Here is a 24,367-nt window from a genome sequence, read left to right as displayed (position 1 = left end):
GCTCGGTAAAGCCCTCGCGGCTCCCCCCGGAAGGGGAGGAAGTTCGCGCAGCCGCATGGATACTGGCATGAGATTCGCCTGACCCCAAAGCCTCATGAAAATCCTCGACGAGCACGCAGTGCGCCGGTTCCTCGACATGGACGCCTTGATTCCCGCCATGGAACAGGCACTGCACGCACTGTCGTCCGGCGGGGCGGTGCAGCCGCAGCGCAACGTGCTGTCCGTTCCGGGGCAGGGTGGCTTCTTCTTCACGATGCCGGCCAGCGTCTCGGGGCAACTGGGCGCCAAGCTGGTGACCTTCTATCCGCAGAACAAGGGCGTGCACACGCACCATGCGCTGGTGATGCTGTTCAAGCCCGAGACCGGCGAACCACTGGCCGTGATGGACGGGCGGCTGATCACGGAGATGCGCACGGCCGCGGTGTCGGCGGTGGCGACGCGTTTGCTGGCCCGCAAGGATGCGCGCTCGCTGGCCATCCTCGGCTCGGGCGTGCAGGCGCGCAGCCACCTGGAGGCGCTGCGCAAGGTCCGGCCATTCGAGGAGGTGAGCGTCTGGAGCCCCAACCGTGGCGAGGCCTTCGCGCGTGAACATGGCGTGCGCGCGGCCAAGTCGGCGGAGGATGCGGTGCTCGGTGCCGATGTGATCGTCGTCGCGACGACCTCGCGCACGCCAGTGCTGATGGGGCGATGGCTGTCGCCGGGCGTGCACATCAACACGGTGGGGGCGCCGCGGCCGGACTGGCGCGAGCTGGATGACGAGGCGCTCGGCCGTTGCCGGCTCTACGTCGAGGCACGGGAGGCGGCCTCACGTGAGTCGGGCGACGTCATCGCGGCGGGGCACATCTTCGCGGAGCTCGGGGAGGTCGTCGACGGCAGCCGCCCGGGCCGCCAGCATGCCGATGACATCACGCTGTTCAAGTCGGTCGGCGTGGCGGTGGAGGACATCGCGAGCGCCGGACTGGTGTACCGCGCCTTGATGGACGCTGCGCAACCGCACTAGCTGGCAGGCGATTCCTCTCGCCTGCCGCACACCTGCCATCGCTGGCAGGTCATTCCTTTCGCCTGTCCTACAGCCGCAAATCGCCCATTGCGCAAGCCCCTTTGCTCGTTGCGGTTTTTTGCGTTGCTCGATCGCGACAAAGAGGTGCAATAAAACGAATTAATTCAATTCACCCACGCGAACTATTGAATTAGCCAGATTCACAATTTCCGAGACTTTTTTGTGGTTTGTGAAAAATTCACTGGCAAATGCGCCCCTGTCCTACAAATTGCGAGCAAACTAGCCCCGTCGTAAGAAATGTCCTACAGGACGCCCTCGCAAAATTTATCGAAGACGCAATTGTGAAATGGAGTTCACAATTTAGATAAATACCGAATCTCGTCGGAGATCGAATTTGCATGGGCGGGTGATTATCGCCTGGCGGCATCGCTTTCATGCATTCAGTTCTTTGGGGAGATTCGTAATGAACAAGCATCACCGCGTCGTCTGGAATGAATCGCTCGGCACCTATGTCGCAGCGCCGGAAACCGCCAAGGGTCGCAGCAAGTCGAGCACCCGCACCACGGCGTCGCAAGTGCTGCTCGGCGTGGCGGCCCTCTTTGGCGGCAGCTCGGCAATGGCCCTCGACACCACGATCTCCGGCAATTGGAACAGCGCGAACAACAGCAATAGCCTCGGCCAGACGGTCTTTGCCAATCCGGGTGCCAACAGTCTCACCGGCAATATCCAATTCGAAAGTATTCCTTCGGCCTATTTCATTCCCTGGGCGGACGCCATTGCCATGGGCTATGTCAGGGCCCCCGATGTCACGGGCATGCAGCAATTGGTGGTAGGCGTAAAGAATGCGACCGTTGCCGTGTCGGACCCGATCAGCGGAAATATGCACACGCTGCCTGTCTATAGCGCCGCGTCATTCACGCAGGGCGCGATCGGCACGGGTTTCGCCAACGCCTATTTCGTGAACGCGGTGCAGGTATTTCCGAAGGAGTCGAAGCCTTATGTCGATCTGCGCCTGGCGACCGTGCAAAACGGCAGCCTGAACATCGACATGCAAGACACCCGCTTCGACCTCAAGGCTGCAAAGCAAACCTCGCTGGTCTACGTCGACGGCACGACCGCCGACAAGACCGAGGCGAACTGGACCTCCGGCAACTACGTCCGCTTCGGCGATGCGTACCAGATCAGCGCCACCGCGGCGCAAACCGCGCCGCGCGACCAGAGCTTCGACGCCGTGGTCTACAAGGGCAGCTTCAACGTGACGGACTCGAACGGCGTCACTACCGCCCAGACCGTGACCGATCTGGCCTCGCTGACCCGGTACAACGACTGGCTGGTCCAGCAGATCCGCGCCGGGCGGCTCGACTACGCGAATTACGACGCCAGCCTGAAGCTGGCCTACGGCGCGTCGCCGGTGACCGTGCACGTCATGCCCACCGGCAGCGACACGCCGCTGCCCGCCAACGATCCGCTGCTGACGGCCGCCGGTACCCGCTCCGTGCTGTTCGCCAACGGTGCCAATGCCACGGCCCGCATCGCCAACCCGGCCGGCACGACCATGGAACTGGCCGATTCCATCGCGCTGAGGGGAGAGCAGGGCGCCACCGTCGTCAATGACGGCCGGATCGGCGTGACCGCCGGCACGGCGCAGGCCTTCCAATTGCGCACCGGCGCCAAGGGCGTCAACAACGGCGTGGTGACGACGGGCTACGTGTCCACCGCCGCGGACGCATCGGCCCCCGGCATCATCTACATCGGAGGCAATGATTCGGTGGATGGTGCGGGCACCGTCCTTACCAACAAGGGCATCTACAACTTCGGCACGGTGAATTCGGACACGCGCGCCCTGACCGGCTTCTCCCGCATCAACGTGACCCACGGCGGCGCCTTCATCAACGAAGGGGCGATGAACGTCGGCTCCAACAGCTCCGAACTGGCCAGCCCTGTCCAGGCCCTCATGGCCAGCGGCGGCAGCGCCGTCACCAACACGGCCACCGGCGTGATCTACCTCGGTCGCGCCGCGGCCGGCTCGATCACGCAGGGCAGCCTGGCGGCGGGCGGGCCAGACACCTCGCTGCGCGCCGGCGGCATCGGCGTGGAGGTCCGCGACAGCAGCCGCTTCGACAACCAGGGGCTGATCGCCATCGGCAGCGGCATGCAGGACGCGACCGCCATCCTCGTGCAGAACGCCACCGCGGCCACGGTGACCAACAGCGGCACCATCGACATCCGGGGCGCCCGCGCCGGCGAGCCGCTGCAGAACATCGGGATCCGCGTCGACGGCTCCAGCGGCAGTTCCGACGTGCGCAACACCGGCACCATCAACCTGTCCGGCGTCAATGGGATCGGCATCAAGGCCACCGGGGGCGGCAAGGCGTCCAGTTCGGGCACGATCAACCTGGGCACCTCCTCCGATCCCGGCTTGCCCAACTACGGCATGTGGGCCGAAGGCACTGGCAGCACGGTGACCCTGAGCGGCGACGTGAACCTGAGCGGCGACCACACCATCGGCGTGCATGCCCGCGCGGGCGGCACGATCGAGGTCAGCGGCGGCGATGTCAACTTCGCCGCCGGAACGCGCCAGGTCGGCTTCTTCGCCCACGGGGTGGGCTCTTCGATCAACCTCGAGACCGCGCCGAGTGGCGGTGCGCTCGACGTGTCGACGGAAGGCTCGACGCTCATCCTCATCGAGGACGGTGCCTGGTTCCACAACGGCGTGGCCGCGCCCCTGATTGCATCGGGCAAGGGCTCGACGGCCATCCGCGCCACCGGCAACGGGTCCACCCTCAACCTGGACGACTTCGACATCTCGTTGACCGGCGCTGGCGCGACCGGGCTCAAGGTGGAAGGCGGCGCGACGGGCAGCATGACCGGCAAGGCCAACCTGCGGCTCGGCGACGGCACGATCGCCGTCGCGGTGGACGACAACGCCTACGACCTGGCCGGCAACAAGATCGGCTCGGGCGCCTCGAAGTTCGCCAACTCGGCCGACATCACGACCGCGGGCCGGGACGTGACCGTGTTCCAGGTGAAGAACGGCGCAGAACTGACCAACAGCGGCCACATCGACGTGGCGCACGGCACGGCCATCGAGGTCACGGGCGCCGGCTCCAGCGTGGCGGCGGATGCGAAGGGCGTGCTGGGCACCATCACCGTGCACGACGGCAAGGCCGGCTTCTACATCCACGATGGCGGCACGCTGACCACCGCCAACACCGTCACCGTCGACGGCAGCGCCTCCGGCGTGCTGGTGGGCGCGGATGCGGGCAAGGTGGTGCTGACGCGCGACGCCCGCATCATCGGCCTGGGCAGCGGCTACGGGAACCTCGTCACCAACCAGGCGGCGGCGGGGAATCTGCTGCTCGATGGCGCCTCCCTCGAAATGCGCGGCAGCGGCGCGGCCCTGCTGGCCGAGCACGGTCTCGACCCGGCCTCGCACGGCACGATCCTGGTGAGCAGCAGCACGGGCGGCAAGGGCCTGGCCGCGAGCCTCGCCGACGGCGGCACCACCACCGGCGACCTGCAGGTAGGCAATGCCTTCGACATCTCGGTGACCGGCAATGGCTCCGGCGTGTATGCGAACACCACCGGCAACGTCAACGTGGCCAGCCGGTCCATCGAGGTGTCCGGCACGGGCCAGGGCGTGCTGGTGAAGTCGGCGGACACGGTGACGATCGACGCCGGTGCGCGCCTCACGGCGACCAACGCGGCTGCGGTGCTCGTCGCCGGCGCACCGAAGACGCTGGTGAACCAGGGCGTGCTGGAAGGCGTGGCCGGCTCCGACGCGGTGCGGCTCGACGATTCCGGCCATGCCTTCGAGAACAGCAACGGCGGCGCGATCACCGGCAACGTGCGCCTGGGCAACGGCACCAACACCGCCTTGCTCACCGACAGCAGCATCCACGGCGACCTCGTCGGCGGCTCCGGCCAGGACACCGTCACCCTGCGCGGCAACGCAGTGCAGGTGACTGGCTGGCTGGACGGCGGCGTAGGCAGCGCCCGCGACACGCTGGTGCTCGACAACGTGCAGACAAGCTACGACAGCGCGACCAGCCGCATCCGCAACTTCGAGAACGTGAACCTGACGAACGCATCCGTGGTCACGCTCAAGACCGCGATCAAGCTCGACGACAACCAGGCCGACACCGGCGTCATCACCATCGACGCCGGCAGCACGCTGGCCGTCGCACCGGGTGCGGCATTCGCCTTGAACAACAAATTGGCCGGCACCGGCACGGTCACGACCGACACCGCGGGACAGGCCTTCGACTTCACCGGCAACGTGGGCAACGCCTTCGCCGGGACCGTCAAGCTCGGCGACAGCACCTTTGGGCTGGCCGGCGCCAACACGGCGTCGCTGCGGAATGCCATGCTGGAACTCGGCGACAAGAGCATCACCACCGTGGGCGCGGGCGACCAGGCGATCGGCGGCCTGAAGTTCAGCGGCGGCACCGCGATCTTCGACGCGACGCTGCCGGACGCGAAGTTCGCGGCCAGCACCATCACGGTCGGCACGCTGGACGCCAGCGGCGCGGGCAACGTGCAGATCAAGGTGCCCGCGCCGTACGTCCCGGCCGCACAGGCCGTCGACGGCAGGGCCACCTTGATGGAGCAGGACGACGGCAACATCGGCGTAAAGCTGGTCAACGCGACCACCACGATCGGCAGCGGCGGCGCACTGGTGCTGCGCGACCAGGACGGCATGCGGATATCCGACCGCCGCAGCGTCGACATCGCGCAAGGCGGCCAGGTGGTGGCCAAGGGCGGCTACGACTTCCGCCTGACCACGCAGAAGGATGACGGCCTCTACGTCAACTACGGCCTGACGCAGCTCGACCTGCAAGCCGGCCAGATGCTGATCCTGCAGCAGCGCGAAGGGGCGGCGGGCAACGCGGCCGACCAGTCGGCGCGCATCACCGGCGCCGGCCAGCTGGCGATCGACGCGGGCTGGGGCACGGTGTCGCTCTCCAACAGCGGCAACGACTACACCGGCGCCACGACGGTGCGCAGCGGCACCTTGCGGCTCACCGCCGACAACGCACTGGGCCGCACCAGCGCGCTCAACCTGCGCGCCACCACGCAGGCGCAACTCGCCGGCACCTCGCAGTCGATCGGCCAACTGCAGGCCGATGCCGGCTCGACGCTGGCGCTGCAAGGCGGCACGCTGGCCATCGCGGACGGCGGCCGGGTCGACGGGGCGCTGACGGGGCGCGGCCGGCTCAACGTCAATGGCGGAAGCCTGGCGGTGGCCGGTTCCAACGCGGAGTTCAGCGCAACGACCACCATCGCGGCGGGCGCCGAAGTCGTGATCCGCAGGGCCGACGGCCTGGGCAGCGGCGCGATCGTGGACACCGGCACCCTGGTCGCCGACGTGGCCGGCGACGGAAAGCTGGGCAACACGGTCGGCGGCAGCGGCGACGTGGTCAAGGCCGGCGCCGGCCTGCTGTTCGTGGGCAGCAAGCTGCAGCATGCCGGGCGCACCGATGTCGTCGCGGGCACGCTGGTGATCAGCGACGCCGAAGCACCCGGAACGCTCGGCGCCACCGGCGCCGGGCTGGTGACGGTGGCGAAGCGGGCCGTGCTCGCGGGCTCGGGCGTGGTCAACGGCCATGTGAACAACAGCGGCACCGTGATCGCGTCGAATGCGCTGGCCGGGTCGGCGAGCAATAGCGTCCTGACGCTGGCCAACGGCCTCACCAACAGCGGCACGCTGGACCTCACCGGGCCGGCCGGCACCGCGCCTGGCAATGAACTGGTGGTGAAGGGCGACTATCTCGGCAACGGGGGCCATGTGGTGATCCGCACCGTCATGGGCGACGACGCGTCGGCCACGGACAAGCTGGTGATCGACGGCGGCAAGGCCTCCGGCGCCACCGAACTGGTGGTGCGGTCCGCGGGCGGCATCGGTGCGCAGACACGGCAGGGCATCCGCGTCGTCGAGACACGCAACGGCGGGACGACTGCCGCCACCGCGTTCACGCTCGACCCGACGTCGGACGGCTATCGCAATGGTCGCGGCACCCTGGCGGCTGGCGCTTTCGACTACCACCTGGTGCGTGGGGCGAACAGTGGCAGCGCGCAGGACTGGTATCTGTCGAGCACCACGTCGGCGGTGATCACCAGCCCACCCGCGGACGCGTCGGGTGCGTCGGCGAGCGCTGAGTTGGCCGGCGCGACCGCCTTGCCGGTCTATCGTCCCGAAGTTGGCGCCTATCACGCCAACCGCCAGGCGGCCCTGCAGATGTCGGTGCACACCCTGCATGAGCGCCAGGGCCAGCCGACGGGACAGGACGGCAAGAACACGGACGCCTCCGGTGACAGCAACGGCTGGCTCCGCGTGGTCGACGCGACCACCCGCTACGACGGTCCCGGCACGTTCGGCAAGACCCGCAGCGAGGCGCACCTGGTGCACGGCGGCGCCGACCTGTTCCGCTTCAGCGATGGCCGCGACGGCAGCATCCGCATCGGCGCGATGGGCATGTTCGGCAGCACCAGCAACCGCGTGAAGAATGCCGACGGCCTGACGGCCAACGGCGATGTGGACGGCTACAGCCTGGGCCTGTATGCCACCTGGTACGGCAACAGGGACATCAGCACCGGCGCCTACGTGGACGCCTGGGTGATGGGCGGCTCCTACAACAACAAGGTGCGCGGCCAGGGGTTGCTGGAAGAGAGCTACCGGTCGCGCGTCGTCACGGCATCGCTGGAGGCGGGCTACGCGTTCAAGGTGCTGGACGACGGCAAGCGCCAGATGTTCATCGAGCCGCAGGCGCAGGTCGTGGTGCAGAACTACAGCGCCGGCAATCGCCTGGAGTCGACCGGCACCTATGTGTCGGGCATGAACGATTCCGGCGTGACCACGCGGCTGGGCGTTCGCATCCACGGCAGCCTCGACAGCGGCGCGGGCGGCAGCGCGCTGCGGCCCTTCGCGGAGTTCAACTGGTGGCGCGGCAATGGGTTCGACCAGTCGATGATGTTCAACACCGACCGGGTTGCGAACCGGGTGCCCGCCAACCGCATCGAGGCGAAGTTCGGCCTGCAGGGGAACCTGTCGAAGAACGTGAGCGCCTGGGGCAGTGTCGGCGTGGAAGCCGGGGCCAACAGCTACCGCTCGGTCAAGGCGCAGGCCGGGATCAAGTACAGCTTTTAAGAGAGGCAGCAAGCAGGGAGGGCTCGCTGCCAGCGCGTGTCACCGCGGCTGCAATGCGAGCGGATTCGGGGAGGGCTCGCCGACCTTGGCGAGCGTGTTCCTGTCGGTGTGATGAAAGGGCTCGGAGAGGCCCTTGATCTGCATCACGGTGTCCTGGTCATAGGACCACGTGCCGTCGGGGTGGAAGTCCACCTTGATGCGCCATTCCAGCGTGGTGAACGCATGCTCGATGAAGGGGTTGGACACGATCCCGTTCACCAGGCTGCCATGCGTGGCTACGAGTTCGAAGCTGTCCGCGCCGGCGCTGACCTTGCCGCTGGCCATGGCGATCTGGCCGCGCGGAATCGCCAGCGTGTGCATGACCGTCTCGGTCGCCGGCTCCCACAGCCAGTAGCCGACCTGGTCGTGGTACATCTTGGTGAAGCCCGTCTTGTGGATGAAGGTGTGATAGCGCAGGCCGTAGAGCACCTGCGGGCCGTTGGTCTGCGGGTCGATCGGTTGCAGCTCGTAGTGCTCGACGTAGGTCTGCGTCTTCGGGCCCTGCGCCTTGGGCTTGACGTCCACGCCCTTCTCGCCGCGCCACAGGCCGGCCATGCGGCGCAGGGGGCCGAGGTTGGCGAGGGTGTGGCCGTCCAGGTCGGAAGGCTCGGTGTAGATGTCTTCGGGGAACGTGGGCATGGGTGGGATCGGCGGATGAAGGTTGAGGGAGCGGCCCGGCCGCTTCGGAGGCCTTTCCTGGCCGTGCTGCGAGCTTCGGGCATCGGTGTCTATGATGACTCAAGACCGTGTCCGCCTCGAGGTCGAATGCGGATCGCAATACCCATGCCCAGTCCTTCCCACGAATCAACCCCGGTGCCAGCGAGACCCGCGAGGCCAGCCCGCCCCGGCTGGCTGCCCGTCATCGACGCCGCGCGCTGCACGGGCTGCGGCTGGTGCGTGGCTGCATGCGGCCTGCACCTGTTGAGCCTCGAAGTCGTGCAATGGCGAAAGACGTCGACGCTGCACGACGCCGGGCAATGCACGGGGTGCAGCGATTGCGCGGTGGTGTGCCCGTTCCGTGTGATCTCGATGCGGAAGGGGACGAGCGACAGAGGTGGATGAGCCGCCGGTCGCGGCTCGGCACTCAGGCCAGCCGTCTCAAGTAGGCATCGACGCTGTCGGTCAGCGCGTGGTCCTCAGGCACGACGCCTTGCGGCGTCAGGTGGTCGACGACATCGGGCAATAGTTGGGCGATGACTGTTCGCGCCTCGTCCGCGCCGATGCCGGCCTGGTCGGCCACTTGTTGCAGTTCGTTGGCGCTGAAAATTTCATCGATCGCGCGATGCGGCAGCGGCTCGTTCTCGCCACTGGCTACCCACGAAGCCGCTTGTTGGCCGTAGCCCTTCTGAGTGAGTCGGGCGAGCAGGTCGCCCAAGCCCCCGAGTCCGCCTTCTCCCGCAGCCTCTGCGCCATACGCGTCGCCACCCTGGCGGGCCTGCCGGCTCAGCATCGTCAGCAGGACGGGCAGCAACGCCATCCACAACGTACTTCGCGCGCCGCCGCCCGCCTGCGCAGCCCCGCGTCCGCCAAGCGCACCGTTGACGAATCCGCCGAGCATTTCGGACAGCATGCGCATGACTCGCCTCCAGAAGGTTGAAAACCCGAGTTTGCACGTCGCGGCGGGAAGTGTTGACGGCGCACTTCGACAACGCGAGGCAGCGCAAACCTACATGGACTGCCGCGCATTGCCGACCATCCAGACCGTCACTCCGGCAACGGCAACGAACTCGTGCACTTGAACTCGTCCAGGCACACGCTGGAGCGCACGGCGTCCACGCCGGGCAGGCGCATCAGCTTGTCGATCAGGAACTGCGACAGCGACTTCAGGTCGCGGGCGATCACCTTGATCATGAAGTCGTAGTCGCCGGTGGTGGAGTAGCACTCCAGCACTTCGGGCAGGTCGACCACGACGTCGGTGAACTTCGACATCTCGCGGATGTGGCCCTTTTCCATCGCGACGTGGATGAAGGCGACGACGTTCAGGTCCAGCTTGGCGGCATTCAGGCGGGTTTCGTAGCGGGCGACGAAGCCGGCTTCCTCCAGTCGCTTGTGGCGGCGGTGGCATTGCGCGGGCGAGAGGCCGGCGGCCTCGGCCAGTTCGAGGTTGGACGCGCGTCCATGCTCCTGCAAAAAGCCCAGGATCTTGCGGTCGATCCGGTCGAATTCAACGTCCATACAAGATCGTCTCCTAATGTGACCTGTTGACGCAATCATATTGCGCGGGCAAGGGTTCGCCCTAGCCTGGGATGAAAGCAGATTGTTCGTGCAGAAGTTCACACTTCTCCACCTCGAAAGCAGTTCGGCGACGGGAATCACAAGCTTCCTCGCTCGGGACGGTTTTTCGAATTCGGGCCAACCGCTCTTCTTCACATCTGGACCTCACCGTGAAATATTCTTTCCTGCGCACCCCCCTGTCCCTGCTCGCCATTGCCGTCGCCGGCCTTGCTGCTGCTCCTACCTTTGCCGCCGAGAAGTCGGTCGCCGTCACCGCGATCGTCGAGCACAAGGCGCTCGACGCCGTGCGCGATGGCGTTCGCGACGAACTGAAGGCCGCCGGCTTCGAGCCCGGCAAGAACCTGAAGTACGAATACCAGAGCGCTCAGGGCAACACCGGCACCGCCGCGCAGATCGCCCGCAAGTACGTCGGCGAGCGCCCGGACGTGATCGTGGCCATCGCCACGCCGTCGGCCCAGGCCGTGGTCGCCGCGAGCAAGGACATCCCGGTGGTCTACAGCGCCGTGACCGATCCGGTCGCAGCCAAGCTGGTCAAGAGCTGGGATGCGTCGGGCACCAACGTCACCGGCGTGTCGGACCTGTCGCCGCTGGAGAAGCATCTGGAACTGATCAAGCGCGTGGTGCCGAATGCCAAGCGCGTGGGCGTGATCTACAGCCCGGGCGAGGCCAACTCGGTGGCCATCGTCGAGGCGCTGAAGAAGGCCATGCCGGCTTCGGGCATGACGCTGGTGGAGGGCGCGGCGGCGCGCACCGTCGACGTGGCGAGCGCGGCGCAGAGCCTGGTCGGCAAGGTCGACGTGATCTACGCACCGACCGACAACAACGTGATGTCCGCCCTCGAAGGCATCGTCAAGGTCGCGCAGCAGGCCAAGATCCCCGTGGTCGCTGCCGACACCGACGCGGTCAAGCGCGGCGCGGTCGCCGCACTGGGCCTCAACTACTACGACATCGGCCAGCAGACCGGCAAGATCGTCGTGAGCATCCTCAAGGGCCAGAAGCCGGGCACGATCGCCTCGCAGACCAGCAACAACTTCGAGTTGCACGTGAACCCGGCGGCGGCGGAGAAGCAGGGCGTCAAGCTGTCCGAGGCGCTGATCAAGTCGGCCCAGGTCGTCGTCAAGTAAGCAGGGCACCAGCACATGTCGCTCATCGCCTCGCTTGGCGCCATCGAGATCGGCCTGATCTTCGGGCTGGTCGCGCTCGGTGTCTTCCTCTCGTTCCGCATCATCAACTTCCCGGACCTGACGGTCGACGGCAGCTTTCCGCTCGGCGGAGCCGTCGCGGCGATCCTGATCGTCTCGGGCTGGAATCCGTTCGCCGCCACCGGCGCGGCCATCGTGGCCGGCGCGATGTCGGGCTACCTCACGGCCTGGCTCAACGTGCGGCTGCGGATCATGCAACTGCTGGCCAGCATCCTCGTGATGATCGGGCTTTACTCGGTGAACCTGCGCATCATGGGCAAGCCCAATGTCGCGCTGATCAATGACGCGACGGTGTTCAGCATGCTCGACTTCGGCGTCATGCCGGACTACTGGCTGAAGCCCCTCGTCCTGCTGGTGGTCGTGGTCGCGGCCAAGCTGCTGATCGACCTGTTCTTCGCGTCCGAGATCGGCCTGGCGATGCGCGCCACCGGCGGCAATCCGCGAATGGCGCGGGCGCAGGGCATCTCGACCGACCGGCAGACCGTGTGGGGCCTCGCGATTTCCAACGCGCTGGTCGCGCTGGCCGGTGCGCTGTTCGTGCAGTCGCAGGGCGGGGCGGACATCTCGATGGGCATCGGCACCATCGTCGTCGGCCTGGCCGCGGTGATCATCGGCGAAACCATCCTGCCGGCCCGCAGCCTCGTCATCACGACGCTGGCTTGCGTGCTCGGCGCGGTGCTGTATCGCTTCTTCATTGCGCTGGCACTGAACAGCGACTTCATCGGTCTCAAGGCGCAGGACCTGAACCTGGTGACTGCCGTGCTGGTGGCGCTGGCGCTGCTGGTGCCCAACTTCCGCCGCAAGCTGGCGGGCATGTTTTCCGGCGTGCGTGGCAACGCTGTCGTGACCATCAAGGAGGCCAAGTAATGTTGCGCGCAAAAGGACTGGAAATCACCTTCAACGCCGGCACGCCGATCGAGAACCGCGTGCTGCGCGGGCTCAACCTGACGATCCCGACGGGGCAGTTCGTCACGGTGATCGGCTCCAACGGCGCCGGCAAGTCCACCTTCCTCAATGCCGTCAGCGGCGACCTGATGGTCGACAGCGGCAGCATCAAGATCGACGATGCCGACGTCACGCGCCTGGCCGCATGGCAGCGCTCCGACCTGGTGGCCCGCGTATTCCAGGACCCGATGGCCGGCACCTGCGAGGCGCTGACGATCGAGGAGAACATGGCGCTCGCGATGAAGCGAGGCGCGCGCCGCAGCTTCGGCTTTGCAGTGACGCGCAGCCTGCGCGAGTTCTTCCGCGAGAAGTTGAGCATCCTCGAACTGGGGTTGGAGAACCGGTTGGCCGACCGCATGGGTCTGCTCTCCGGCGGGCAGCGCCAGGCCGTGAGCCTGCTGATGGCTTCGCTGCAACCCTCGCGCATCCTGTTGCTCGACGAGCACACGGCGGCGCTCGATCCGAAGACAGCCGCCTTCGTGCTGGAACTCACCCGCAAGATCGTCGAAGGCAGCAAGCTGACGGCCATGATGGTCACGCACAGCATGCGCCAGGCACTGGACTACGGCACGCGCACCGTGATGCTGCATGAGGGCCGCGTGATCCTCGACGTCGAGGGCGAGGAACGTGACGGCATGGATGTGCCCGACCTGCTGCGCATGTTCGAGAAGACGCGTGGCGAAAAGCTGGACGACGACAAATTGCTCCTGGCCTGAGCCTGCGCTCTTTCTGCCGCGGCCCCGAACCGGGCCGCAAGCTTCTCCTTCTCTTTTGAATTCTTCGCGACCTCTGCGTCCGGTCAAGTCCGCATTCAGAACGCCTCCAAACACATTGAAAGATTGAAATGAAAGAACTCCTCACCCGCTTCGAGAACAAGGCCCCCGAGATCGTCTTCGAATGGCAAGACGCCGAGACGCCCGCCAAGGGCTGGGTCGTCATCAACTCCCTGCGCGGCGGCGCGGCCGGTGGCGGCACGCGCATGCGCCCGGGCCTGGACCGGCGCGAGGTCGTGTCGCTGGCCAAGACCATGGAAGTGAAATTCAGCGTCTCCGGCCCGGCCATCGGCGGCGCCAAGTCGGGCATCGACTTCGACCCGGCCGACCCGCGCAAGGAAGGCGTGCTGCAGCGCTGGTACAAGGCCGTGACGCCGCTGCTCAAGACCTACTACGGCACGGGCGGTGATCTCAACGTCGACGAAGTGCACGAGGTGATCCCGATCACCGAGAGCTACGGCCTCTGGCATCCGCAGGAGGGTGTGGTCAACGGCCACTACCAGCCCACCGACAGCGAGCGCATCCAGAAGGTCGGCCAGTTGCGCATGGGCGTGGCCAAGGTCGTCGAGGACCCGCGCTACACCCCGATATGCGGCCGCAAATACGTCGTGGCCGACCTCATCACCGGCTGGGGCGTGGCGGAGTCGGTGCTGCACTACTACGGCCTCTATGGCGGCAAGATCCTCGGCAAGCGCGTGGTGGTGCAGGGCTGGGGCAACGTCGGCGCGGCCGCGGCCTACTACCTGGCGCAAGCCGGCGCCAAGGTCGTCGGCATCATCGACCGCCAGGGCGGCGTGATCAATGCCGAGGGCTTCAGCTTTGCGCAGATCCGCACCATGTTCCTCAACAAGAACGGCAACCAGCTGAACACCGAGGACATGCTGTCCTTCGACGAGGTCAACAAACTGGTGTGGAGCGTGGGCGCCGAAGTGTTCCTGCCTTGCGCCGGCTCGCGCCTGGTCACGCAGGAGCAAGTCGAGCAACTGATCGACGGCGGCCTGGAAGTGGTGGCCAGCGGCGCCAATGTGCCCTTCGCCGACAAGGAAATCTTCTACGGCCCGATCTACGAACATGCCGACCACAAGGTCGCCGTGATCCCCGACTTCATCGCCAACTGCGGCATGGCGCGCGCCTTCGCCTTCATGATGCAGGGCGATGCGGAGATCTCGGATGACGCGATCTTCCGCGACGTGTCGGCCACCATCGCCACCGCGCTGGCGAACTGCCACGGCCGCTCCAACGCGCCCACCGGCATCGCCAAGACTGCGTTCGAGAATGCACTGACGCAACTGGTTTGAGGCGGCCAGAAATGCGGACCTGACTGATCGCACGCGAAGGCCGCGAAAAAGCGCGAAGGACACAAAGGAACCCAAGAAGAAATCTTGGGTCTTCTTCAGCGTCCTTCGCGCAACCTTCGCGTCCTCTGCGTACGGCCAAGTCCGATCCCGCTCCCGCATTCGCACGCGTTCCCCGCATCGACAGCGTTCCTCGCGCAGAATCCGCGTTCCGACTGCTCTCGCCGCGAGGACCATGAACGCCAAGCTCCAGCCCGCGCGTCTCCACGCCGCCATGCGCGGCCACGTCGAACGCGGCGACATTCCCGGCATCGTCACGCTCATCGCACACGGCGACGACGTCCAGGTCGACGCCATCGGCAAGATGACGGTGGGTGACGGCCCGCCGATGCGGCGCGACACCGTTTTCCGGATCGCCTCCATCACGAAGCCCATCGTGGCCGCCGCAACCATGGCGCTGGTTGACGACGGCAGGCTGCATCTCGACGACGCCGTGGACCGATGGCTGCCGGAGCTGGCCGATCGCCAGGTGCTGCGCCACATCGGCGCCGCACTCGACGACACCGTTCCCGCCGTTCGCCCGATCACCGTGCGCGACGTCCTGAATTCCAGCTTCGGCTTCGGCAGCGTCATGGCGATGCCCGGCACGCATCCGATCCAGCAGCCGATTGCCGAAGGCTTTCTCGGCGGTGACGGCCCACCCAACCGCGCTCAAACGCCCGCCACCGACGAATGGATGCGCAGGCTCGACGCACTGCCGCTGATGCAGCAACCGGGCGAGCGCTGGCTCTACAACACGGCCTCCGATGTGCAGGGCGTGCTGGTCGAGCGCGCATCAGGCCAATCGCTGGAAGACTTCCTGCAAGAGCGCCTGTTCGACCCGCTGGGCATGACGGACACCTCGTTCACTGTGCCGGCGTTCAAGCTCGACCGCCTGCCGGGCTGCTACTGGCTCGACGATCAGAGCGGAAAGCTGGAAGTCTTCGACAGCGCAGCCAATCCGGATTGGTCCCAGCCGCCCGCATTCGCGTCAGGCGCGGGCGGCCTCGTCTCCACGGTCGACGACTACCACGCTTTCTGCCGCATGCTGCTGGACAAGGGCCGCGGGCGCGGCGGGCGCGTGCTGTCGGAAGCGGCGGTCGACGCGATGACGCGCGACCAGCTCACGCCAGCGCAGCGGCAGGGCGGGGACATGTTCTTCGGCGGCCACAGCAGTTGGGGCTTCGGCATGGCCGTGAACATCGCTGCGACCAAGCCGTGGACCGTGCCCGGACGCTTCGGCTGGGACGGGGGCTTCGGCACCTCGGCCTGGTCGGACCCGAGGAACGACTTCATCGGCATCCTGCTGACACAGCGCCTGATGGACTCGCCCGAGCCGCCGGCGGTGTTCACCGACTTCTGGACGAACGCCTACCGCTCACTCGCTGGTTGACGCGCGGCCTGCGCGCGCGGCGGTTGGCGTCCTACCTGCGCAGAGGCTGCGCGCAGCGTGCACGCGGGCTTGGCTGCTGACATCTTTCCGTCGCCCTGCGATCCATAGTTCAACCATGAACTGAATGGCAGGAGATCGAAATGAACGCATCGCAAGCACCCAGTGGATTTGTCCTTTGCTTTTGCCGGCTGCAGGATGGCAACCAGCTCTACGCGTTCCCCTGCGATGCGCGCGGCAATGTCGACATGGATTCGCTGAGCGAGAGGGCGCGCAACAACTACCTCTATGCGCGCGCGCTGATGGGGTTGCAGACCACTTGGCCGGCGGTCCGCCGCAGCGCTTGAGAGCACGCCCACCCCGATGCGCCAGCACCTGATCAGGCGCTGGCGCGGCCAGTTCATCAATCGATCAGTTGCGCCTTCAGCGCGTAGTAGGTGAGGTCGCTGTTGCTGGCCAGGTTCATTTTCTCCATCAACCGCGTGCGGTACGTGCTGACGGTCTTCACCGACAGCGACAGCGCCTCGCCGATCGCGCCGATGGTCTCGCCCTTGGCCAGCTTCAGGAACACCTGGAACTCGCGCTCCGACAGATGTTCGTGCACCGGCGCGTTGTCCTTGCGGTCCAACTGGCGTGCCAGCAGTTCCGCCACGGCGGGCGTGATGTAGCGCCGGCCCATCGCCACCACCTGGATCGCCTTCACGATCTCGGCCGGGTCGCAATCCTTGTTAAGGTAGCCGGAAGCCCCCTGGCGGATCATGTTCATCGCATAGTGTTCCTCGGGATAGCCGCTGAGGATCAGGATGCCCACGTCCGGCGCCTTGGCTCGGATCATGGCGATCGCGTCGATGCCGCTCTGGCCTGGCATCAGCAGGTCCATCACCAGCACGTCGATTTCGTTGTTGCGCACCAGGTCAATCGCTTCCCGGCCGCTCGCGGCTTCGCCGACCACCCGGAGATCGACATGGTTTGCAAAGTAGTCGCGCAGTCCGTTGCGGACGATGGCGTGGTCGTCGACGATGCCGATCTTGATCATGGAAATGCTCCTCATTGAAATGACCACCGGCGACCTGTGCCGGTGCAGGGCCGAATCATCAATGCTTTGTGACCTCACATCGGCGGGTTGTGAACTCGTCTCGCGCGAAGTAGAGCGTTTGTCTGCCATGTTTGTCGGAAAGCATCCCGTGACGAGGACCTCGGCATTACTTTCCGGGGAATTTCGCAATCGGGTCCTGACTGGCGCGGCCGGCGCGCTCGGGCACGGCGCGCGCTGGATCACGCGCGGTCAAGGCTGTGGAAGTGCGGCCGATCGGCTGTCTTCAAAGTGCTACTTGATGTGATGCGCACTGCCGCCGTCCTACAGCCAGCGAGTGCCACGCCCCACATGTCCGCGCAAGCGCTTCCTTAAGTTGGATCCCTGCTGCCCCACGCGGCGTATCCACCCCCACGACAACCGGAAGGAATCATCATGAGCAAGGCTCCCCCGAAAAAGAATGACGCCGTCGACCTGCTCGACGCCGACCACATCGCCGTGAAGAAGCTGTTCCAGCAATTCGGCAAGCTCGCCGATGCCAAGGCCCCCGCGCAGAAGCGCAAGGCGCTGGCCGACGAGATCTGCCACGCGCTGACCGTGCATGCCACCATCGAGGAAGAGATCTTCTACCCTGCGGCGCGTGCCGAATTGCACGACGATGCGCTGATGGACGAGGCGACTGTCGAGCATGCGGGCGCCAAGGAACTGATCTCGCAGATCGAGGGCATGGAGGCGGACGAGCCGCTGTTCGACGCCAAGGTCATCGTCCTCGGCGAACAGATCGACCACCACGTCAAGGAAGAACGCGAGGAAATGTTCCCCAAGGCCCGCGCCTCCGGCATGGACCTGGTCGGCCTCAAGGAACAGCTTGCCGCGCGCAAGCAGGAACTCGTGGCTCAGACAGACGCAGAAGCCGCGGCCTGACCCCACCGCCTGAACTGGCCGCCAGCTGTTGGCCGCCCCGGGGGAAATGACTTCTTGCATTTCCCCCACTTGTGGCACCGACACGACACCTCCTGGCGCCGCGTCGCGCACACTCCGGGCATTGCTGCAACAGGAGGTGCGCATCATGCAAGAGCCCCGTGTCGACCTGGCCAAGCTCACGTTTGGCGTCCTGACGATCGTCCTGCTCATTCTTTCGTCACTGTGGATCCTGCGGCCCTTCCTGGGCGCGACGATCTGGGCTGCCATGCTGGTGGTGGCGACCTGGCCCGCATTGCTGTGGTTCGAGGCGCGGCTGTGGAATCGGCGCGGCCCGGCGGTGCTGGTCATGGTGCTAATCCTGCTGCTGCTGTTCGTGCTGCCTCTGACGATGGCGATCACGACCATCGCCGCCAATGCCGATGACGTGATTGCCTGGGTCAAGGAACTGACGCGCGAGGGGCCGCTGTTGCTGCCCGACTGGGTCGCGCAACTGCCCTTCGTCGGTCCGAAGCTCGCGACAGCCTGGAACGAATTGGTGGCCTCCGGCGTCTCCGGCGTCGAGGCCAAGGTCACGCCCTATGCCCGGCAGGTGACGAGCTGGCTGGTGTCCCAACTGGGTGTGGTGGGGGCGCTGTCGGTGCAGTTCGTGCTGACAGTGGCCATCGCCGGCGTGATGTATGCGGGGGGCGAGGAAGCCGCCAACTGGATGCGGCGCTTCGGGCGCCGGCTCGGCGGGGTGCGCGGGGAAGACGCCATCGTCCTGGCCGGCAAGGCCATCCGCGGCGTGGCCATGGGTGTCGGCGTCACGGCCATCGTACAGGCGGTGATTGGCGGCATCGGCCTGGCGATCGCGGGCATTCCCTTCGCCAGCCTGCTGACCGCCGTGATGTTCATGCTGTGCATCGTGCAAGTCGGCCCGACGCTGGTGCTGGCCCCGGCGACCATCTGGATGTTCTGGAACGGCTCCACCGGCTGGGGCATCTTCCTGGCCGTCTGGACGCTGGTCGTCGGCACCATGGACAACTTCATCCGGCCCATGCTCATCAAGCGCGGCGCCGACCTGCCCCTGCTGCTGATCTTCGCCGGCGTGATCGGCGGCCTGCTGGGCTTCGGCTTGGTCGGCATCTTCGTCGGGCCGGTGATCCTGGCGGTGGCCTACACGCTGATTGATGCGTGGCTGGAAGACAAGGATGTGGATGGCATGCCGGTGGTGGCGGTGCCGGCGACGGCGCCGATCGTGGTGCCGGTCGCACCAGTAGAAGCGACGCGCCCTCCGGCTTGATGAAGTGCATCAAACGGCGGTAAGAAGGGATGAAGATTTCGTAGCGAGGGCGCCGAGGTCGGGTTGAGGAACGGAACCGCACTCTCGTGCGGTGAGTACCGCAGGCCCGAGATCGGTGGCCGCCGTAGAAAGATTCGCCCCTTCTTCAATCAAACACGATCACGCCCCGAGCGTTACGCCCCTGCGCCAGGTCATCGAAGGCCTGCGGCGCCTGGTCGATGCTGTAGCGCTTCGTGATCAGCTCGTCGAGCTTGAGCTTGCCGGCCTGGTAGAGACCCACCAGGCGCGGGAAGTCATAGCGCGGCCGGGTCGAGCCGTAGTAGCTGCCCTTCAGCGTCTTTTCCTCGAAGGCGAGGGTGGCGGTCTTGATGGTGGTGATGTTGTCCGGCCGGGCCACGCCCACCACGACGGCGGTGCCGCCCTTGCACACGCTGCCGTAGGCCTGCGCCACGATGTCGCCGTGGCCCACGCATTCGAAGGCGTAGTCGGCGCCGCCGTTGGTGAGGTTGCGGATCTCCTTCACGGCGTTGGACGACTTCGACGCGTCGATGACGTGCGTGGCGCCAAAGGTCTTCGCCATCTCCAGCTTGTTGGCCAGCATGTCGACCGCGATGATCATCGACGCACCGGCCGCGACGCAGCCCGAGATCGCGCTGAGCCCAACACCGCCGACGCCGAACACCACGCAGGTCGACCCGGGCTCTACCGCGGCCGTGTTGCAGACCGCGCCCCAGCCGGTCATGACGCCGCAGCCGATCAGGGCGCAGCGGTCCAGCGGCGCGTCCTGCGAGATCTTCACCACGCTGTTCTCGTGCAGCGTGGCGTATTCGGCCATGACGCCGCAGCTGGCCATGACGTTGAGCGGCCTGCCGGCCGCGTCGCTGGTGCGCAGATGACCGCCGAACAGGACCATCGGAGGAGTGGCGCCGCACAGGTTGGGGCGGCCGGTCACGCAGAACCGGCACTTGCCGCAGGTGTTGACGAAGCTGCTGATGACGTGGTCGCCCACCTTGAAGTCGGTCACGCCCGCGCCGACCTGCGCGATCACGCCCGCGCCTTCATGCCCGAGGACGATGGGTGGCGGCAGGGGCAGGGTGCCGTTGGTGACCGAGAGGTCGCTGTGGCAGACGCCGCAGGCCGCCATCTTGATCATCACTTCGCCGGGGCCCGGCGGGTCGACCAGGATGTCCTCGACGTGGACGGTCAGGTTCTCACCGCGGAAGACCACGGCCTTGGATTTCATTTGCACGGGTGTCTCTCTCCATCTGTGTTGTTGTATGCCGGAGTCGATGCGTGCCGGCGGCCCATTGTGCCCGGTGAATTTCAGAACCGCGCCGGCGCGAAAGGCGCAGGATCGACCAGCGGTCGCGAGCCCTCGATCATCTCGGCCAGCAGCCGTCCGCTCACTGGCCCCAGCGTGAAGCCCTGGTGCGAATGGCCGAAGTTGAACCACAGCCCCGCATGCTTCGGCGCAGGGCCCATGACCGGCTTCATGTCGACCGTGCAGGGGCGATTGCCGAGCCAGGGCACGGCCTCCACGGGCTCCGGCAGCTCGATCAGTTCGCGTGCCGCCGTCTCGGCCTTGCCGAGTTGCACCGGCGTCGCGGGCGCACCGACGCGAGCGAACTCGGCGCCGGTCGTGATGCGCATGCCGGCCGCCATCGGCGCGATCACCAGGGCGCGCTCGGCATCCAGCAGGGGCAGGTTCAGGCCGGGGCCGCCGCGGTAGTGGCGGTGATAGCCGCGCTTGACGAACAGCGGCAGGCGGTACCCCAGCGTGGATGTCAGCTCGGCGGCCCACGGGCCCAGTGCGATCACCGCGTGGCGTGCCTGCAGCGGGCCGTCCGCGGTCTGGACTTGCCATCCGCCTGCTTCGGGACGCAAGCTGGCGGCATCGCCTTGAGCCACCTGGCCGCCCAGGTCGATGAAGCGTTGCGCGTAGCGGTCGACCAGCGCACCCGGATCGCTGACGGACCACGGGTCCAGCCAATGCAGGGCACCGGCCAGGCGCGCATGCAAGCCGGGCTCGGCATCCGCCATCGCATCGCCATCGAGCAGTGCGAGGCCCAGGCCGTAGCGCCGCTGCAAGTCGGTGGCGCTCTCCACGGCGGCGTCCATCGCAGCCTCGGTGCGAAAGCCGACCCGAAAGCCTTCCTTGCGCACCAGGTCCCCCGCGCCCGATTCAAAGATGAGCGCATCGTGCTCGGTGAGGCAGTGCTCGATCAGCCGGCTGTAGTCAAGGGCGATTGCGGCGTAGCGGCCCGGCGCGGATTCATGCCAGTAGCGGTACAGCCGCGGCACGACCGCGGGCAGGGCGTCGAGGTGGTAGTTGACGTCCGGGCCGCGCTTGAAGGCCGCATTGAAGAAGGCCGACCACTCGCGCGGGAAGGCATAGGGCTCGACCGCCTCGCGCTGGATGATGCCGGCATTGCCATAGGAGGTCTCGCGGCCCGGCGCCTGCCGGTCCACCAGCGCGACCGAATGGCCGCGGCGGGCGAGTTGCAGGGCGGTGCAGGTGCCGACCATGCCGGCGCCAAGGACCAATACGTCGGTAGGCATGGCGGTCGATTATGGGTGGCGGGAATAATGCCTGCCATGCACATCCGTATCGACGAGGAGATCACCTTCCGCAAGCTGGAGATCCTGCTGGCTTTCATGGAGACCGGCAACCTGTCGCGGGCCGCTGCGCAACTCGACGTCAGTGCGGTGAGCGTGCACCGGGCGCTCCATTCGCTGGAGGCGGGCGTGCGTTGCGCGCTGTTTCGCCATGAGGGCCGCAACCTGCATCCGACCGAAGCGGCGCATGCGCTGGCGGAGGTGGCGCGATCGGTGCTGCGCACGATGTCCGAGGGCATCCGCACGACGCGCGAGGTGGCCGGCTATTCGGCCGACCGTGTCCGCATCGGCTCGCTCTATTCGCTGACCAATCGGACCGTGCCCGCGCTGGTCATGGGCATGAAGCTGCGCAAGCCCGACATCCAGACCGAACTCATCCTCGGCTCCAATGCGGACCTGCTGACCAAGCTGCGCGATGGCGCCATCGATGCCGCGCTGATGGGCGTGCCGGAGGGGGCGGTGGACGTCGAGTCGGAGGCTCTGTTCCAGGACGACATCTACTTCGCCGCACCGGTGGGCTCGCGCTACGCCGCGATGGCGCAGGTCGACCTGGCCAGTTGCGCCGACGAGCGCTTCGTCACCCTGAGCGAGGGTTTCGTGACCTACAGCGGCTTCGTCGATTCGTTTCGCGTGGCGGGCTTCACGCCCAACGTCGTCATGAAGACCGGTGACATCTTCTCGCTCATGAACCTCGTGAGCGGCGGTGTCGGCTGTACGCTGCTGCCGGGCCGGGTGCGCACGGTGATGCCGGACAAAGTGCAGTTCATCCCGTTGCAGCCCCGGTACCTGATGCGCCAGACCATCGCGCTCAACTTCCTGCGCACGCGCGAGCGCGACCCCAATCTGCTGGCATTGCTGACGGTCTGCCGCACGGCCAAGGCGGAATTGGGTTGATGCGGGTTAACCCGCGATCGTTTCACGCAGCGTAAAGGTTGAAGGCACTGCTTCATTGATCGTCCGGGAGGGGGTGCGTACCTTACGTACCCAGGTGCACGGTCCGTTGCACCGTGTCCATAAAACCTGCCGGAGACGAATCGATGAGTGCCCACTGGATTTCAATCTGCACGCTGGCCGGAATGTTCGTGCTGGCCACACTGCTGCCCATCAACATGGGCGTCATCGCCTTCGTGGGCGCCTTCCTGATCGGCACGCTGGTGGCCGGCATGAATGCCAAGGCGATCATGGGCGGCTTCCCGGCCGACCTGTTCCTCACGCTGGTCGGCATCACCTACCTCTTTGCGCTGGCGCAGAACAACGGGACCATCGACTGGCTCGTGAAGCTGGCGGTGCGGGCCGTGCGCGGGCGCATTGCCGCCATCCCATGGATCATGTTCTTCATCGCGGCGTTGCTCACAGCCGTGGGCGCGGTCAGCCCGGCGGCGGTGGCGATCATCGCGCCGATCGCACTGGGCTTTGCGGCCAAGTACGGCATCAACCCGCTGATGATGGGCTTGATGGTGGTGCATGGCGCGCAGGGCGGCGGCTTCTCGCCGATCAGCATCTACGGCGGCATCACCAACAAGATCGTGGCCAAGGCCGGCCTGCCGCTCAGCGAGATGGCGACCATGTTCGCCAGCCTGGGCGTGAACCTGGCGGTGTCGCTGCTGCTGTTCTTCATGTTCGGCGGCATGAAGCTGATCCGCCAGCGGGCCGATGCCAGCGGGGAGATGGCCGCACCGGTGCGTCGCGTGACCAAGGGGCAGTCCGGCGCGCAGGTGTACGGCGATGCCGAAGGCGAATCCTTCTCGGAAGAGAAGCTCACCGCCAGCTCGGGCGAGGACTCGCTGATGGACCCGGCCAAGGCGGCGCCCGTCGAGCAAGGCTCGCGTGGCTACCAGGTCGCCACCGTCCTCGGTTTGATCGCGCTGGCCGTGCTCACGCTGTTCTTCAAGCAGGACATCGGCTTCGTCTCCATCACCATCGGCCTGCTGCTGACGCTGATGGCGCCCAACCTGCAGAAGCGTGCGCTGGGGCAGGTGTCCTGGCCGGAGATCATGCTCATCGTGGGCGTCAGCACCTATGTCGGCGTGATGGAGAAGATGGGCACCATCGACTTCGTGGGTCACAGCGTGGCGGGGCTGACCTCGCCGCTGATGGCGGCGCTGCTGCTGTGCTTCGTCGGCGCCGTGGTGTCGGCCTTCGCTTCCTCGACGGCCGTGCTGGGCTCGCTGATTCCGCTGGCGGTGCCCTTCCTGCAAGGCGATCATGCGGTCAGTGCCATCGGCTTCATCGCGGCGATGGCGGTGTCCTCGACCATCGTCGACGTCAGCCCCTTCTCGACCAACGGCGCGCTGGTGCTGGCCAATGCCAAGGGCGTGGACCGCGACGTGTTCTTCCGCAAGCTGATGGTGTACGGCGCCATCGTGACCGTGGTGGCCCCCGTGGTGGTGTGGCTGCTCTTCGTGGTGCTGTGATGCGCCGGCCGGATCCGAATTCGAACGACAGGA

Annotated in this window: 20 protein-coding genes; 14 read left to right on the top strand and 6 right to left on the bottom strand. The window is 66.5% G+C overall.

Annotated features, from left to right (window positions below; genetic code table 11):
• Positions 1–94: 94 nt before the first annotated feature.
• Positions 95–1,000: an ornithine cyclodeaminase family protein gene (locus WKW79_RS26375; protein WP_340338185.1), complete on the top strand. Its 906-nt coding sequence runs from the start codon at positions 95–97 to the stop codon at positions 998–1,000.
• A gap of 463 nt (positions 1,001–1,463) precedes the next feature.
• Complete coding sequence (locus WKW79_RS26370; RefSeq protein WP_340338184.1) at positions 1,464–8,147, top strand: autotransporter outer membrane beta-barrel domain-containing protein; 6,684 nt, start codon at positions 1,464–1,466, stop codon at positions 8,145–8,147.
• A 39-nt stretch (positions 8,148–8,186) separates the two neighbouring features.
• Here WKW79_RS26370 and WKW79_RS26365 read toward each other — a convergent pair whose 3' ends face one another.
• Positions 8,187–8,825 (bottom strand): FABP family protein, encoded by a 639-nt coding sequence (locus WKW79_RS26365; protein WP_340338183.1) that lies wholly within the window; start codon positions 8,823–8,825, stop codon positions 8,187–8,189.
• A gap of 15 nt (positions 8,826–8,840) precedes the next feature.
• Here WKW79_RS26365 and WKW79_RS26360 point away from each other — a divergent pair, with 15 nt between their 5' ends.
• The gene (locus WKW79_RS26360) at positions 8,841–9,248 is read left to right on the top strand and encodes an ATP-binding protein (protein ID WP_422823970.1); all 408 of its coding nucleotides are present in this window, start codon (positions 8,841–8,843) and stop codon (positions 9,246–9,248) included.
• A gap of 22 nt (positions 9,249–9,270) precedes the next feature.
• Here the strand turns inward: WKW79_RS26360 and WKW79_RS26355 are convergent, their stop codons facing one another.
• Both WKW79_RS26355 and WKW79_RS26350 read right to left on the bottom strand, forming a co-directional pair.
• The gene (locus tag WKW79_RS26355; protein WP_340338181.1) at positions 9,271–9,762 is read right to left on the bottom strand and encodes a YidB family protein; all 492 of its coding nucleotides are present in this window, start codon (positions 9,760–9,762) and stop codon (positions 9,271–9,273) included.
• A gap of 128 nt (positions 9,763–9,890) precedes the next feature.
• Positions 9,891–10,361 carry an Lrp/AsnC family transcriptional regulator gene (locus WKW79_RS26350; RefSeq protein WP_340338180.1) on the bottom strand — a complete coding sequence of 157 codons (471 nt, stop codon included), beginning with the start codon at positions 10,359–10,361 and terminating at the stop codon, positions 9,891–9,893.
• Positions 10,362–10,570: 209 nt separating this feature from the next.
• On the opposite strand from WKW79_RS26350, the gene WKW79_RS26345 reads away from it, so the two are divergent.
• From WKW79_RS26345 to WKW79_RS26320, 6 genes are all read left to right on the top strand, one after another.
• Positions 10,571–11,545, top strand: coding sequence for an ABC transporter substrate-binding protein (locus WKW79_RS26345; RefSeq protein ID WP_340338179.1), 975 nt, complete (start codon positions 10,571–10,573; stop codon positions 11,543–11,545).
• Positions 11,546–11,560: 15 nt separating this feature from the next.
• Positions 11,561–12,490, top strand: coding sequence for an ABC transporter permease (locus tag WKW79_RS26340; RefSeq protein WP_340338178.1), 930 nt, complete (start codon positions 11,561–11,563; stop codon positions 12,488–12,490).
• On the top strand, positions 12,490–13,284 hold the full coding sequence (locus WKW79_RS26335) for an ABC transporter ATP-binding protein (protein WP_340338177.1): 795 nt from the start codon (positions 12,490–12,492) through the stop codon (positions 13,282–13,284). Before WKW79_RS26340 ends, WKW79_RS26335 begins: the two co-directional genes overlap by 1 nt.
• Before the next feature lie 128 nt (positions 13,285–13,412).
• A complete protein-coding gene (locus WKW79_RS26330; RefSeq protein ID WP_340338176.1) occupies positions 13,413–14,639 on the top strand; it encodes a Glu/Leu/Phe/Val dehydrogenase dimerization domain-containing protein in 1,227 nt (408 codons plus the stop codon).
• A 232-nt stretch (positions 14,640–14,871) separates the two neighbouring features.
• Positions 14,872–16,068 carry a serine hydrolase domain-containing protein gene (locus tag WKW79_RS26325; RefSeq protein ID WP_340338175.1) on the top strand — a complete coding sequence of 399 codons (1,197 nt, stop codon included), beginning with the start codon at positions 14,872–14,874 and terminating at the stop codon, positions 16,066–16,068.
• Between the two features lie 140 nt (positions 16,069–16,208).
• Entirely contained in the window at positions 16,209–16,412 is a 204-nt protein-coding gene (locus WKW79_RS26320) for a hypothetical protein (protein ID WP_340338174.1), read from the top strand.
• 56 nt (positions 16,413–16,468) lie between these two features.
• Here the strand turns inward: WKW79_RS26320 and WKW79_RS26315 are convergent, their stop codons facing one another.
• Entirely contained in the window at positions 16,469–17,101 is a 633-nt protein-coding gene (locus WKW79_RS26315) for a response regulator (RefSeq protein WP_340338173.1), read from the bottom strand.
• On the opposite strand from WKW79_RS26315, the gene WKW79_RS26310 reads away from it, so the two are divergent.
• From WKW79_RS26310 to ydiK, 3 genes are all read left to right on the top strand, one after another.
• Complete coding sequence (locus WKW79_RS26310) at positions 17,100–17,405, top strand: hypothetical protein (RefSeq protein WP_340338172.1); 306 nt, start codon at positions 17,100–17,102, stop codon at positions 17,403–17,405. The genes WKW79_RS26315 and WKW79_RS26310 overlap by 2 nt on opposite strands.
• A gap of 128 nt (positions 17,406–17,533) precedes the next feature.
• The gene (locus WKW79_RS26305; protein WP_340338171.1) at positions 17,534–18,022 is read left to right on the top strand and encodes a hemerythrin domain-containing protein; all 489 of its coding nucleotides are present in this window, start codon (positions 17,534–17,536) and stop codon (positions 18,020–18,022) included.
• A gap of 145 nt (positions 18,023–18,167) precedes the next feature.
• Positions 18,168–19,304 (top strand): AI-2E family transporter YdiK, encoded by a 1,137-nt coding sequence (ydiK, locus tag WKW79_RS26300; protein WP_340338170.1) that lies wholly within the window; start codon positions 18,168–18,170, stop codon positions 19,302–19,304.
• Between the two features lie 145 nt (positions 19,305–19,449).
• Here ydiK and WKW79_RS26295 read toward each other — a convergent pair whose 3' ends face one another.
• Both WKW79_RS26295 and WKW79_RS26290 read right to left on the bottom strand, forming a co-directional pair.
• A complete protein-coding gene (locus tag WKW79_RS26295; RefSeq protein ID WP_340338233.1) occupies positions 19,450–20,547 on the bottom strand; it encodes a Zn-dependent alcohol dehydrogenase in 1,098 nt (365 codons plus the stop codon).
• Positions 20,548–20,627: 80 nt separating this feature from the next.
• The gene (locus WKW79_RS26290) at positions 20,628–21,863 is read right to left on the bottom strand and encodes an NAD(P)/FAD-dependent oxidoreductase (RefSeq protein WP_340338169.1); all 1,236 of its coding nucleotides are present in this window, start codon (positions 21,861–21,863) and stop codon (positions 20,628–20,630) included.
• A 36-nt stretch (positions 21,864–21,899) separates the two neighbouring features.
• Between WKW79_RS26290 and WKW79_RS26285 the strand changes: the two genes are divergently transcribed.
• Entirely contained in the window at positions 21,900–22,814 is a 915-nt protein-coding gene (locus WKW79_RS26285) for a LysR family transcriptional regulator (RefSeq protein WP_340338168.1), read from the top strand.
• A 143-nt stretch (positions 22,815–22,957) separates the two neighbouring features.
• Positions 22,958–24,334 (top strand): SLC13 family permease, encoded by a 1,377-nt coding sequence (locus WKW79_RS26280; RefSeq protein WP_340338167.1) that lies wholly within the window; start codon positions 22,958–22,960, stop codon positions 24,332–24,334.
• Positions 24,335–24,367 lie beyond the last annotated feature (33 nt).

This window comes from Variovorax robiniae (assembly GCF_037889955.1).
Lineage (GTDB): Bacteria > Pseudomonadota > Gammaproteobacteria > Burkholderiales > Burkholderiaceae_C > Variovorax > Variovorax robiniae.
The sequence above is the reverse complement of the archived record's forward strand: the minus strand, read 5'-3'. Positions and strand labels throughout refer to the sequence as shown.